The 14,479-nt window shown below is 60.5% G+C and carries 9 protein-coding genes; 5 read left to right on the forward strand and 4 right to left on the reverse strand.

What is annotated here, in order from left to right:
* Nucleotides 1–143: 143 nt before the first annotated feature.
* A complete protein-coding gene (locus CGL56_RS11335; RefSeq protein WP_099106673.1) occupies nucleotides 144–863 on the reverse strand; it encodes an SAM-dependent methyltransferase in 720 nt (239 codons plus the stop codon).
* Between the two features lie 5 nt (nucleotides 864–868).
* Nucleotides 869–2,011, reverse strand: coding sequence for a cyclic dehypoxanthinyl futalosine synthase (mqnC, locus tag CGL56_RS11340; protein ID WP_099106674.1), 1,143 nt, complete (start codon nucleotides 2,009–2,011; stop codon nucleotides 869–871).
* A gap of 585 nt (nucleotides 2,012–2,596) precedes the next feature.
* On the opposite strand from mqnC, the gene CGL56_RS11345 reads away from it, so the two are divergent.
* The 3 genes from CGL56_RS11345 to CGL56_RS11355 are packed head-to-tail and all read left to right on the forward strand — an operon-like array spanning nucleotide 2,597 to nucleotide 9,120.
* Nucleotides 2,597–5,554, forward strand: a complete 2,958-nt coding sequence (locus CGL56_RS11345) for a SusC/RagA family TonB-linked outer membrane protein (RefSeq protein WP_099106675.1) — start codon at nucleotides 2,597–2,599, stop codon at nucleotides 5,552–5,554.
* A gap of 19 nt (nucleotides 5,555–5,573) precedes the next feature.
* The gene (locus CGL56_RS11350) at nucleotides 5,574–7,319 is read left to right on the forward strand and encodes a RagB/SusD family nutrient uptake outer membrane protein (RefSeq protein WP_099106676.1); all 1,746 of its coding nucleotides are present in this window, start codon (nucleotides 5,574–5,576) and stop codon (nucleotides 7,317–7,319) included.
* Between the two features lie 28 nt (nucleotides 7,320–7,347).
* Nucleotides 7,348–9,120: an alkaline phosphatase gene (locus tag CGL56_RS11355; RefSeq protein WP_099106677.1), complete on the forward strand. Its 1,773-nt coding sequence runs from the start codon at nucleotides 7,348–7,350 to the stop codon at nucleotides 9,118–9,120.
* A 189-nt stretch (nucleotides 9,121–9,309) separates the two neighbouring features.
* On the opposite strand, the gene CGL56_RS11360 is transcribed toward CGL56_RS11355, so the two are convergent.
* A complete protein-coding gene (locus tag CGL56_RS11360) occupies nucleotides 9,310–10,041 on the reverse strand; it encodes a rhomboid family intramembrane serine protease (protein ID WP_099106678.1) in 732 nt (243 codons plus the stop codon).
* 12 nt (nucleotides 10,042–10,053) lie between these two features.
* Nucleotides 10,054–10,449 carry a 30S ribosome-binding factor RbfA gene (gene rbfA / locus CGL56_RS11365; RefSeq protein ID WP_099106679.1) on the reverse strand — a complete coding sequence of 132 codons (396 nt, stop codon included), beginning with the start codon at nucleotides 10,447–10,449 and terminating at the stop codon, nucleotides 10,054–10,056.
* A gap of 396 nt (nucleotides 10,450–10,845) precedes the next feature.
* Here rbfA and CGL56_RS11370 point away from each other — a divergent pair, with 396 nt between their 5' ends.
* Together CGL56_RS11370 and CGL56_RS11375 are read left to right on the forward strand one after the other, a co-directional pair.
* Nucleotides 10,846–11,319: a T9SS type A sorting domain-containing protein gene (locus CGL56_RS11370; protein WP_167641681.1), complete on the forward strand. Its 474-nt coding sequence runs from the start codon at nucleotides 10,846–10,848 to the stop codon at nucleotides 11,317–11,319.
* A gap of 63 nt (nucleotides 11,320–11,382) precedes the next feature.
* Entirely contained in the window at nucleotides 11,383–14,469 is a 3,087-nt protein-coding gene (locus tag CGL56_RS11375; protein WP_099106681.1) for a hypothetical protein, read from the forward strand.
* Nucleotides 14,470–14,479 lie beyond the last annotated feature (10 nt).

The raw sequence follows: 14,479 nt of genomic DNA on the forward strand, positions 1-14,479 counted from the left end.
ATTTACCGAAAGAGACGAAAAGTGGAAAAGATAACGCCCTTCCCGCGTCGGTAGTTATCTGCGGCCGCCGCAGCCTTCCGCTTACGGGTGGAATGGGCGGATTTATGGCGCAGATTTTACGCGGAAAAGACCTTCGCCCGGCCTCAGGCCAGCAGCAGGAACATGGCCGGCCGCTTCTGCAACTCCGCGCCGGTGGCAGAGGGATCGCCGCTTTTCCATTCCGCTACCGGTGCCGTATGGACCCATTCCGTCTCCGTCGTCAGGTCAGCGGCGACGGAAAAGAGCGTCCCGGGAGAAAGCGCCTCCACGGCCACTTCCACCGTAGCCTGGTTGCGGTAGGGTGCCTCGATCCACAGCTGGGTCTGCTTGTGGCGGCGGCTTTCCGCCTCCAGCCGTTTCAGGTCCTTGGCCAGCTGGGGGCGCTTCGGGCTCAGGTAGCCGTGGAAGGTGAAGGACTGCCCATTCAGTCCCGCGGCCATCAGGCTCAGCAGGATGGCGGAGGGGCCCACCAGGGGAACCACGCGGACGCCGTGGTGGTGGGCCAGCCGGATGAGGCGGGCACCGGGGTCGGCCACTCCGGGGGCGCCGGCGTCGGAGAGCAGGCCTACGTTCTGGCCGGCCAGCGCGGGTTCCAGGAGGGCGGGTAATGCCTCGTCGGGCGTACGCTTGTTCAGTTCGTAGTAATGGCACTCCTGCAGCCGATGATCCAGGCCGACCTCCTTCAGGAAAGCCCGGGCCACCTTGCCGGTTTCCACCACGAAGTGCCGCAGCGGACGGATGGCCGCCAGCGTCCGGTCGGGAATGGTATCGATGGCCCCCGGCCCGAGGGTGGAGGGGATAAGGTAGAGGGTGCCGCTGCTCATAGGGGCTAATCTACGATCAGCCCGGCGGTGTCGAGTTGCTGCTGCTGTACGTTGGCGGGCAGTTCGCGGTATTCGTACTGCTGGGTACGCAGCTGGGGCCGGAAACCGGCCTCCCGGATCGCCTCCTGGATGCCGTCGGCCGTAAATCGCCAGCGGGCCCCGGCGGCGCTCACCACGTTCTCCTCGATCATGATGGAGCCGAAGTCGTTGGCCCCGGCGTGGAGGCACAGCTGGGCCACCTGCTTGCCCACGGTGAGCCAGCTGGCCTGGATGTTGACCACGTTGGGCAGCATGATGCGGCTCAGGGCGATCATGCGGATGTACTCGTCGCCGGTGACCGTGTTGCGGGCGCGCTTGATTTTCTTGAGGATGGTGTCCTCATCCTGAAAGGGCCAGGGGATGAAGGCCAGGAACCCCTTGGCCCCGGCGGGTTTCTCGCTTTGCACCTGCCGCATCCGGACCAGATGGTCCATCCGCTCCCAGTTCGTCTCGATGTGGCCGAACATCATGGTGGCCGAGGTGGTGATGTCGAGCTGGTGGGCGGCGCGCATCACGTCGAGCCACTCCTCGCCGCCGCACTTCCCCTTGGAGATCAGGCGGCGTACCCGGTCGCTGAGGATTTCGGCGCCGGCGCCGGGCAGACTGTCCAGTCCGGCAGCGTGCAATTCCTTCAGTACCTCGTAATGGCTCATTCCTTCCAGCTTGGCCACGTGGGCGATCTCGGGCGGACCGAGGGCGTGCAGCTTCAGGTTCGGGTAGAGTTCCTTCAGTTTCCGGAAAAGGTCGGCGTAGTACTTCAGTCCCAGGTCGGGGTGGTGGCCGCCCTGCAGCAGCAGCTGCTCACCGCCGAAGGCGAAGGTTTCTTCGATCTTCTGCTGGTACTCCTCGATGCTGGTGATGTAGCTCTCGGCGTGGCCGGGCCGCCGGTAGAAGTTGCAAAACTTGCAGTTGGCGATGCAGACGTTGGTGGTGTTGCTGTTCCGGTCGATGATCCAGGTGACCGTCCGTTCGGGCACCGACTCAAACCGCAGGCGGTTGGCCACGTACATCAGTTCGGCGGTAGCGGCGTTTTCCAGCAGCCACACCCCTTCCTCGGCGGTGAGCCACTCGCGGTTCAGACCCTTCTCCAGCAGTTCGGCAGTATTCATAGGGGGAAAACGGCTGAGGCTGAGGGTAGTTGCGGGGGAAGTTTCATTTTTCAGTGAAAGTTGAGGGTTGGTGGTGCTTCCTTCCCGATTTAGACATCCGATGTTGTCCGCAGGGGCAGGAGCTTCCCGGAAAGCGTTTGACCAGCAAATACGCGGGATGTAGCCCGCATAGTGGCCGGGCAATGGGTGCGGGGTGGCCCAAATCTTCAATTTAGACATCCGATGTTGTCCGCAGGTCCAGGAGCTAGCCGGTCCAATTTCGACATCCGATGTTGTCCGCAGGCTCAGGAGTTGATCGGACAGGTTTTAGCCAGCATTTACGCGGGGTGTAGCCCGGTTGGAAGGCGACGAACAACTGCTGAGTGGCCCAAATCTTCATTTCAACATCCGATGTTGTCCACTTAGTGACCCTATGGGTGGGGAAAACAAACGCACTCAATTCAATACGACCGCGGCCATTCTGAAATAAAATATCGGCGCTGCAACCCGACGCCCAATTTTACACCGGAATGATGTGTAACAAATTTCCATATCTTTCAGTGCTCTCGGACTTTATTGCAATTGCCACTCACTATCCATACGCACATGAAAACCCAGCTTCTCCTCTATGCGCTCCTCTTTAGCGCATATGCGACCGTCCAGGCGCAAACCATGGTTACCGGTACCGTAACCGATTCCGACAACCAACCCCTTACCGGCGTCACCGTCAGTATACCGGCCTCCGGCGCCGGCACCGTCACGGACATTGATGGTCGCTTCAGTTTGCCGGCGGAAATCGGCGACGTGCTGCGCTTTTCCTATATCGGGATGCAGTCGCGGGAAGTCGAAGTGGAAGGCGACGCCCCCCTCGACATTGTGATGGAAGAAGATGCCACCCAGCTCGATGAAGTCGTGGTTGTCGGCTACGGCACGAGTAAACGGTCGGATGTGACGGGGTCCATCGCTTCGGTCAGCGACAAGGATTTCAACAAGGGCGTGGTTGTCAACCCCGGCCAGCTGTTGCAGGGCAAGGTGGCGGGGGTGAACGTCACGGCGGCCAGCGGGGAGCCGGGCGCGACCCAGGACATCATCATCCGCGGGGTGGGCAGCCTTCGGTCGGGCACCACTCCCCTCTTCGTCGTGGACGGCTTCGCGCTGGATAACTCGGCCAACGGCGTACCGACCAATCCGCTCAACTTCATCAATCCGGCCGACATCGAAAGCATCGACGTCCTGAAGGACGCTTCCGCCGCGGCCATCTACGGTGCGCGGGCGGCCAACGGAGTAATCGTAATCACCACGAAGAAGGGGCGGGCCGGGCAGTCCCAGATCAACGCCTCGGCGTCCACCGCGGTGACCTCACTGGCGCGACAGATCGACGTGTTTTCCGCCGATGAGTTCCGCAGCGAGATCAGGGCCATCAACGGCATCCTCAACGATGGAGGCGCGAATACGAACTGGCAGGATGCGCTGACCCGTACCGCCAATACCCACCGCGTCAACCTTTCCCTGAGCGGCGGGGCGGGCAGCGGCAGTTACTTCGCTTCCTTCTCCGCCGAGGACCAGGAGGGGCTGCTGCGCAACAACGACCTACAGCGGTACTCCGGACGGCTGAACCTGACCCAGCGGGCCCTGAACGACCGCCTGAACGTGGCCCTGAACTTCTCCGCCACCCGCTTCAACAACCGTCGGGCCAACTCCAATTCCGTAGTCACGGACATGCTCCAGCTCAACCCCACCTTCCCCAGCCAAACGGACGGTGAACTGCCCGATCTGGTCGGCGACAACATCAACCCCCTCGTCCGGGAGCGCATCTACACCGACGCCTCCCTGAACAACCGTATCCTGGCCAATATCGCGCCCTCCCTGGAGATTATCGACGGACTGACCTACCGATTCAGCATCGGCGTAGACTACTCGGTCACCAACCGGGACGTGCAGTTCATGCCCTACCCCAGCATTGCCGACTTCGACCTGGGCAGCCTGGACAGCTACAATACCACGAACAGCAACACCCAAACCGAAAACACCCTCACCTACGAGTGGGACCGCGGGGCTCACGACGTATCCCTCCTGGCCGGGCACACCTACCAGCAGATCGAGGTGAGCCGGAAGGGTTTCTTCACCGCTGGGTTTCCGAATAACGGGGTAGAACCCCGCTACCAGGTTGGCGCGGCGAGCGAACCGACCCGGCAGTCCGCCTCCGCCACGATCAACGAGCTGCAGTCCTTCTTCGGACGGGTCAACTACGGCTTCGACGACAAGTACCTCATCACCCTCACCATGCGGGCGGACGGCTCCTCCAAATTCGGGGCCAACAACAAATACGGCTACTTCCCTTCCGTGGCCCTGGGCTGGAACCTGACCAACGAAGACTTCCTGTCATCCAGCGAGGTGCTCACGATGCTGAAGCTGCGCGGCAGCTGGGGGCGGACGGGCAACCAGGAAATTCCCGCCAAGATCACCCAGGCCAGCTTCACGGAAAGCAACAGCGGCAACGATACCTATCCCCTCGATCCGAACGCTACCGACCTTAGCGGCTACCCCTACGGCTCCATCTACACCCGCCTGGCCAACCCCGACATCCAGTGGGAAGTATCCACCCAGACCAACGTCGGACTGGATTTTGCCCTGTTCAACTACCGGCTGACCGGCAACCTGGACGTCTTCAACAAGGTATCGGAGAACATCCTGCTCGAGGTGGCCCCCGTGGACCCGATCCAGCCCGTCGACAAGTTTTGGACGAACATTCCGAATATGGAAATCCAGAATACCGGGGTGGAACTGGCCCTGAATTACAGCAGCGACGAATCCCGGGCGTTCGTCTACGGTATCGGCGGCAACATCTCCGTCACCGGCAACGAAGTGCGCAACTCCCCCTACAGCATCCTGACCACCGGGGCGGTGATCGGGGCCGGACAGACCGGCGCTACGGTCAACGGCGTCCTAAATGGAGAACCCATCGGCACCTTCTTCGTGCAGGACTTCCTGGGCATCGGGGAGGACGGGCTGAACGAATTCGCCGACCTCAACGGCGACGGTGAGATTCTGGATAACGACCGCTTCGCCGCGGGCACCGCCCTGCCGACCTACATCTACGCCATGAACTTCGATTTCGCCTACCGCAATTTCGACCTGGGCATCAATTTCAACGGCGTCGGGGGGAACAAGATCTTTAACCACGTGGCCCTGTCCATCTTCAACAAGGGCAACCTCGCCAACTCCCTGAACACCACCGACCTGGCGGTACAGTACCCCAATGAGGACGTATCGAACTCCAACCGGGTGTCCACCCGCTACCTGGAAGATGGTGATTTCCTCCGGCTCAACAACGCCACCCTCGGCTACAACTTCGATCTGGACCGCCTCGGCATCGGGCAGGCGGTGAGCAACCTCCGGCTGTCCATCACCGGGCAGAACCTGCTGCTCTTTACGGACTATTCCGGCTTCGACCCGGAGATCAACACCGGCAATTCCATCGGCGACATTCAGACCTTCGGCATCGATTACTTCAGCTACCCGAGGGGCCGCACCTTCCTCTTCTCCGTCGACGTCACTTTCTAACTCCCCCAAGCGCAACATCATGAATACCCTCCGATACCCCCTGTTGATCGCCTTGCTGAGCATAATGAGCGGGTGCACCGACCTGAAGGAAGAAGTACTGGACGAATCCTTCACCGGCAGTGGCCTGGCGGAAACCATCAGCGGCGCCATCGCCCCGGCCTACGGGCAGGTTTCCTGGACCTGGCGGCACACCAATTATTACGGCCTCCAACTCATCGCCTCCGACGAAGCCATCCTCCCCCACCGGGGCGGTACCGACTGGTTCGACGGCGGCAAGTTCCTTGCCGTCCACAGCCACAACATCACCCCCACCAATGACCTGGTCAGCAGCTCCTGGAATGAGCTCACCCGCAACATTTCCCGTACCCTCACCGCCATCGAAACCCTGCGCCCGCTGGCCGAGATCGGCAACACCCAGGCCGAAAGCGCCCTGTACGAGATGATTGCCCTGCGCGGCTACCTGAACATGCTCATGCTGGACAGCTGGGGACTGGTCTTCAAAAAGGAAAGCTCGCTGGAGACCTCTGCGATCCTGCGCGGACAGGATGCGGTCGACTACATCGAGAGTGAATTCCTCTCCGTCGTTGACGTGATCAATACGGACCTCGGCGCGGGCCGCATGACGCAAACCGCCGTCCTTGGATTCCTGGCCCGCCTGCACCTCAACGCCGCCGTGTACCGCGATCCCTACGGCACGCCGGACTTCAGGGATGAGGACCTGAACAAGGTCATCGAATACACCAGCAACGTGATCAATTCCGGCCTCTACGACCTCTCCCCGGAATACTTCGAGCTCTTCAACGACGAAAACAACACCAACAAGGAGCTGATCTTCGCCCTCGACCAGCGCGGCGTCCTGCAACGGGAGCACAGCCGCTGGACGTACTGGTCGCTGGCCGGTTCCCTGTGGGGCCGCCCCGAATTCCCCAGCTCCGACGGCACCGACGGACCGGCCATTACCCCCGACTTCTACCGGACCTGGGAGGCCGCCTACGCGGTGGACCCGGCCGAAGCCGACGCCCGCTTCTATATGCAGAACCAGAAAATCCCGGAGGAACTGCGCGACCTGACCGGCGTTTCACCAGCCAACGACGAAAACCACTACTACTGCACCACGCCGGAAGAATACGAGTTCGACCGGGGGATCATTCGCGGGGTGATCTGGGGGCCGCGCAAGGACGACAATGGTGCCTTCCTGCGCTGCGACGGCAATGAGAACGTCTACCGCATCTACCCCGTAATCCAGATCAAGGGCAACGGCCCCGACCGCGACGTGGCCTACGTGAACCACGAACTGCAAATCGACTACAGCAATGAGGGCCGGCTCCACTCCAAGGGGTACCGTGTTTCCAAGTACCAGTTCAGCCGCACCTCCCCCAACGCCAACAACTTCAGCAGCATCGACATCGTGCTCATGCGCCTGGCGGAGATGTACCTGATGCGGGCCGAAGCCCAGCTGCGGATGGGCAACACCGACGGTGCCCTGGCGGACGTCAATACCGTCAGGACGTCCCGTACGGCCCGCGAACCGGTACCGGCGGCCCTCTCCTCCATCGACCTCGACATCCTCTTCCGGGAACTCGGGTTCGAGTTCTACTGGGAGGGCCTGCGCCGCACGAACCAGATCCGCTTCGGGCGCTACGAGGACAGCTGGACTGAAAAGACCGACAGCGACCCCATGAACCGCTTGTTCCCCATCCCCCAGTCGGCCATCGACGGCGCGTCCAACACCCCCGGCTACCTGACCCAGAACCCCGGCTACTAACTACTTTAGCGGGATACCGGCGACACCCATGACTACAATCCATCACTGGCTGACCGCATGCCTGTTTCTCCTGGCGGCCACTCCCCTGCTTGCCCAGGCGGAATACCGGGTCCACTCCCACAACGACTACCTCCAGGATGTGCCCTTCTGGCAGGCGTACAGCAGTGGCGCCGCCTCGATTGAGGCGGACCTGATCCTGCGCCACGACACCCTGTACGTCGCCCATGCTCAACAGGAAATCGACCCCGGCGTAACGTTCTCCGGCACTTATTTGGAGGAACTTGCCCGCCTGGCGGGCAAGGGGAACCTGCGCCCCGTCCGCCTGCTGATCGACCTGAAGACCGAAGCCTACGCCACCCTCGATCGCGTGGTTGCCGCGATCACCGCCTACCCCGAGCTGGCACGGGGTGACCTGGTTACCTTCATCATCTCCGGCAACCGTCCGCCCCCGGAAGAATATGCCAACTACCCGGACTTCATCTACTTTGACCACCAGAACCTGGATGACCTGGACCGGGTAGACCTTTCGCGGGTGGCCATGATCAGTCAGAGCTTCCGCAGGTATTCCGTCTGGAACGGCTACGGCAGGATGACCGCCCAAGACCTGGCCCGGGTAGATTCGGTAATCCAGCGGGCGCAAAACACCGGTACCCCCTTCCGCTTCTGGGCGACCCCCGACACCAAAACAGCCTGGGCGACCTTCGCCCGTCTCGGAGTCGATTACATCAATACCGACCAGCCGGCAGCGGCCCGGGCCTTTCTCGACAAGCTGGACCAGCGTACCTACGCGGCGGATCGCCCATCTGCGACCTATACCCCCCAACACCAGCACGACGCTTCCGCATCCCCCCGGAACATCATTCTGATGATCGGCGACGGAAACGGGCTGGCCCAAATTTCCGCGGCGCGGATGGCCAACCGGGGAGCCCTTTCCCTTACTAATTTGACCCACATCGGCCTGGTGAGCACCACGGCCGCCGACGACCCCGTAACCGATTCAGCCGCGGCCGGCACCGCCATGGCTACGGGGGTGAAGACGAACAACCGCGCCATCGGGGTCGATACCGCCGGCCGACCCTTACGGTCGCTCGTCGAGCGCCTCAGTGACCACAACTACCGCACGGGCATCATCACCACCGACGGCATCGCCGGGGCCACCCCCGCCGCCTTTTACGCCCATACCCCGGAGCGGGACGATTCCGAAAAGATCATGCACGACCTGGTCCGGAGCGACCTGTCCTTCTTCATCGCCGGCGGAGAGGGGCTGGAAAAGGCCATCAGTGGTCGATTCACCCCGACTCCCCTGGCTCAGTTCAATACCCTGGAACGTCCCGTAGCCATACTCCACGGCACGGGAAAAATGCGGGCAATGACGGCTGGCCGTGGGGCCTTTCTACCCGAGAGTGTAGCCCAATCCCTCTCGGTCCTGGGCCAGGACGAACGCCCTTTCTTCCTGATGATCGAGGGCGCCCAGATCGACAATGGCGGCCACGCCAACGAGATTTCGACCATCGTTACGGAGATGCTGGATTTCGACCGGGCGATCGGTGAAGCCCTGCGATTCGCCGATGCCGACGGGGAAACGCTGGTAATCGTCACCGCCGACCACGAAACCGGGGGCCTGGGCATTGCCGGTGGCTCCGCGGCGGGTGAAGTGCGGGCGGATTTTCTGAGCGTTGATCATACGGGCACCATGGTCCCCCTGTTTGCCTACGGCCCCGGCGCCCGGAATTTCACTGGTGTGTTTGAGAATACGGAGGTCTTTCACCGCATTTTGGCTGCCCTGGGCATTCCGAAGTAGGAGGGCGGCGGGGCGCGGGTGCCGGGGTATTCCAACCTCCTTCCAACGGTGGCGCCCCGATAGCTATCGGGGAGGCAGCATCTTACTGGCGCTGCCTGAGGCAGCATTTTACCAGCGCTGCCCGAGGCAGCATTTTACTAGCGCTGCCCGAGGCAGCGTTGTACTGGCGCTGCCCGAGGCAGCGTTGTACTAGCGTTGCAGCCGTTCGCGCTCGCTTAGTTCCTTCAGCTTTTGCCAGAAGGCCTCGTTTTGCCGTTCTTCCTTGGTCTTGTCGAAGGCGTCGGTGTTCAGGAAGGGTTCCTTGCGGCGTTTCTGCCGTTCCTTCTCCTCCTTCTTCCGCTGGGCGATCACCTCGTGCTCTTCCCGTTCCCCGCGGTAGGCGTAGGCACCGAGGACGCCCATGACAAGGCCGAGCAGGTGGCTTTCCCAGCTTACGCCCTCTTCTCCGGGCAGGATGCCGACGATCATACCCCCGTAGTAGAAGAGTACCAGCAGGCTCACCACGATGGCCCGGAAATCGCGGCGGAATATGCCGCTGAAGGCCAGGAAGGCCGCCAGGGCGTACACCACCCCACTGGCCCCGATGTGGGTGACGTGGCGGCCCAGCACCCACACCAGCACGCCGGTGCCGAGCCAGAGGGAGGCCAGCACCCGGGGCCAGAGGCGGGGGTAGAAGAAGACCAGCAGGCCGGTAAGCGAGACGAAGGGGATGGTATTGCTCAGCAGGTGGCCCCACCCCCCGTGGAGGAAGGGCGCGGTGATGATGCCGGGCAGTCCTGCCAGTTCCCGGGTATGGAGCCCGTAGTAGGCACTCAGCAGGCCGCCGGTGAGGTAATAATCGATGATGAACACCAGGTACATCACCGCCAGCAGGCCCAGGGGCCACCGGATTACGTTTCCGAGATTGCGCTTGCTGAGCATGGGGCGCGGGTTTTATTCTTCCTTCGGGGCCTGCTGCTGGCCGTCGGGCATCTGGTCTTCGGCGTAGAGCTTCTCGAAGAGGTTGTCCACCTTGTTCATCTCGTCGAGGGTCTCATCGAGGAAGTAGGACAGGTCGGGGAGGCGGCGCAGTTGCCGGCGCAGGCGGTGGGCCAGGGCGCTTTTCAGGCGGGAGTGCTCCTCGTCCATTTGCAGGATTACGGCTTGTTTGTTGTCCGTGTTCCAGATGCTCAGGTACACCTTACCCACGCTGAGGTCGGGGCTCACCTGTACATCCATGACCGTCACCAGAGGCTGGGCGCCGTAGATGTAGGGGCCTTCCTGCTGGAGCACGATGCTGAAGTTCCGCTTGATGAGCTCGGCGACCTGCCGCTGTCGTTTCGTTTCCATGGGGCTTGGTTTTATGTGGTCTTTGGGGAACGTGGTACCCGTAAGTTAAGTTGTTTTGGCGGCAACTGGCGGTGGGTGGTCCGCTGAAAAGTGGTCGGACGACTTAATTGGTCCCACCATTAAATCGTCGGGCTACTTAAGTCGTCCGACCAGTCAAACCCACCCCGATACGGAATAAAAGCACATTTATTGTGCGTTATGGCAACTTTTATTGCCATTTACCTGCATTTTAATTTATAAAAAACTATATTCGTTTCACACCTTATTTCCCATACCCTTCCGGGCGCATTTCCCGGTCCCAGGATTGGATGGTGATACCGCTTCCGCCCCGCCCCCACCCACAACAAATATCACACTATGAACTCCTACCGTGCCCCGCGGCATCTAGCCATTGCTGTGCTGCTACTAAGCGCTTGCGCCCTGACGGGACAGACGACTACCCCGCAGCTCATCAGTTCCGCTGGTGGACGGCTGGAGGGCAAGACGACCCTGCTCGACTGGTCGGTCGGAGAGTCTAGCGTCAGTACAATGACCCTTACTTCCGGCTACCTGACCGAAGGGTACCAACAGCCCTCCATCCTTGTCATTCCCATTGCCCGCCCCGCCCCGGAGGCGGGCATCGCCCTGACGGTCAGTCCCAATCCTACCGCCGACCAGATCGTGCTGCGCATGCAGAGCGAATACACCGGCCAGCTGCACCTACGCCTGTCCGCGCTGGACGGGAGAGCGGTCATCCGCAGCCGGTGGGATACCGGGGTCGATTCCCACACCCTGGACCTGCGCCGATTATCGGCCGCCACCTACCTCCTCGGAGTATTCAACGAGGATCAGGAACTGCTTACCACCTACCGCATCATCCGCATCAAATAGTTCGCCACCGGGAGAACGCACATTCCATAGCACATGAGACACCTTGCAACACTACTCTTATTCTTGTCATTCAGTCTGGCGGCCTTCGCCCAGGGGGTTCCGGAGGGAATGAAGTACCAGGCCGCGGCCCGCGGTCAGGATGGGCAGCCCATTGCCGATCGCCCCATTACCCTGGACATTCGCTTGCGGGCTGGGGTGGAAGGAGCGGTCGCCTATCACGAACAACATTTCGTCACCACCAACAACCTGGGCCTCTTTGACCTGATTATCGGTGGGGGTGAATGGGTTGCCGGTGCTATGGAAGCCGTGCCCTGGGGTGAAGCTGATATATTCCTGGAACTCGGGATGGATGAAACGGGGGGAACCGATTTCGGACCCTACAGCAGCACCCGCTTGCTTTCCGTTCCTTATGCCTTCTACGCTGCTCAGGCAGGCAGTGTGAACGGTGGGGAATCGAAGGGGGATAGATCTAAGGCCATTAAGGAAACCGGCAGCAACGGCAGCACGGGCAATACCTGGAAAGTAGGGGGGAACAAATTCAATGTACCTGGTCCCCATTACCTGGGCACCCTGGATTCGGTCAATACGGAAATGATTACCAACAATACGGTGCGCCTGGTCATCAGATCCGACGGTGACGTAGACGTCGTGAATACCCTGAACGTCGGCATTGATGCCAATATCGGACAGGATGTGAACGTGGGCCGTGATGCTAATGTCGGCAATGACGCTAATATTGAAGTAGACGCCAACATCGGTAACAACGCCAATATCGACGTTGACGCCAACATCGGAAACGATGCCAACGTGGCCAACAACGCCAACATCGACGTGGACGCCAACATTGGCAATGACGCCAATATTGATAACAACGTCAACGTAGGCAACAACGCCAACATCACCAATAATGCCACCATTGGCAATGACCTGGAGGTCCATAAGAACGCCCGCCTCAACACCATGGGCGGGGAAACCCTGAACGACGGAGACTTCACGGTAACCAGCCAAAGCTCCTCCCTGCTCTCGGGCTCCCTGACCGTTGACCGGGAAACCGACCTCAACGCCTCCCTCAACGTCGATGGGCCCACCAACCTGAACAGCCTGCTGAACGTGAACTTCGGCCGCCCTACCCTGTTGACGGGCATCCTCACCGTCAACCAGGGAGCAACTTTTAACCAGACCGTCGTCCTGGACAACCCCTCCCTCCAGTCCCTGACCACCACGGATGGAGCCCTGGTGGTGGCCGGCGGCTTCGGCCTCGGTGGCAACCTGAACGTAGGCGGCGATTCCAAATTCGGAGGCCATACCTCCTTTGCCGGAGCAGTGGACATCAGCGACCTGACGCAATCAACCGACGTTTCCACCGGAGCACTCAAGGTCGGCGGCGGCATCGGCCTCGGCAAGAACCTCAACGTAGGGGGCAATACCGGAATACTGGGCACCCTCGACGTGACCCGATCCACTACCCTGCGCGACCTGCTCACCGTATCCGGCGCCACGCAGATCAACAACTCCCTGGGTGCCACCGGCCTGACCCGCCTGACCAATAACACCCAATCGACCACGACCTCATCTGGCGCACTGGTCGTCAATGGCGGAACGGGCATCGGCGGCAACCTGAACGTGGGAGGCGCACTGACCCTAAACGGGGCCATGAAACTGAACAGCACCTTCGAGTTGAGCACCGACGGCAGAATGAGACTCAACCAGACTGGCGACAGTGGTACCGGTTTCGTAGCAAAATTCAGAAACACCTCCAACGGCAGTGGAATAGCCATCCAGGTAGGCGCTGGCACACCAACCAACACCAATGACTTCGTGACCTTTCTGAACAACAGCGGCGGAGTAGTAGGCCGGATTGAAGGGGAATCCACCGCGGCTGACTTCAAGAATAACCTGGACTATCAAACAGACCTATCCATATTGAAAACTGACGTCGTCATTGCCTCGATCGACGAACTTATTGCGTTAGCCGATGTCACCCAGGCAGCTACCGACTTCGCTGGATCCGCTACCTCATCCACAGGTTGCGCCGGATTGGGAGCCTGCGTCACTGCTCCAATTCCCAGTCTAATCAGTGCGGCAGGAATCAACATGATCGTCCAAGCAGCGAACCTCTACTCCACTGTTGAAAATCGGAAGAACACCGTAAAATCACTTGTCCTATTCGAAACGAATGCGCAACTTCTTCGGGGCGTCACCTTCGCCTCCGGCGCGGGTGATTACGCGGAGTACCTCGAAAAGGTCGACCCCCTGGAAGAGCTGCTCCCCGGCCAGATCGTGGGCATGAAGAATGGACGGGTATCCCTGACGACCGCTGGTGCCGACCGCGTCATGGTGGTTTCCCGGAAGCCGGCCGTGCTGGGTGCACTCCCCGCGGAGGCGGACCTAGACCGCTACGAGAAAATCGCTTTCCTCGGCCAGGTCCAAACCCTGGTAATGGGCATCGTCGAGCCAGGTGATTACATCATTCCCAGTGGTTTCCACAACGGCTTCGGTATTGGCAAAAAGAGAAGCGAAATGCACCTTGATGAATATGATCAGATCATGGGGGTAGCCTGGGAAGGCTCGACCACCGCCGTCGGAATGGTGAATGTGGCCATCGGCCTGAACAACAACGACCTCACCAACCTGATCAGTCAGCAGCAGGAAGAACTGGACCAGCAGGAAGCCGAACTGGCCTACCTGAGAGGAGAAATATCCGGGATCAAGCAAGCCCTCGCAGGCGTAATCCCCGGCTATGGCCCAGTAGCTGACCCATCCAACTCGAATTCTCAGCATACCGGGTTTCCAGAGCATATCCCCCACCAGCGCCAGGACGTGGCAGCTTCTGCCGCCCCCAATGTTGATCCATATAGCTCCCAACGGGCACCCCAATTCCTGAACGATGAGAACACCCCAAACCTGATTCATCCCCAAGCTGAGGATATTGTGTATTACCAACCATCGCGGGAGGATCTCAAAACTATGATCGTAAAGGCCCGAGCAATTTTCCTGGCTGAGGGAGGCGAAATTGACAAGCACCCCTTCTGGGCCAGGCTCGAGAGTGATCCGAATTATCAAAAGGACGTACTCCGCGAGATGGAAGAGCGCTTCGATAAAGCCGTCCACTACCACAATCACCTGAATGAAGAGATGCAGCACGACTAAGGAATAACCT

The organism is Neolewinella marina (assembly GCF_002631205.1).
Classification (GTDB): domain Bacteria; phylum Bacteroidota; class Bacteroidia; order Chitinophagales; family Saprospiraceae; genus Neolewinella; species Neolewinella marina.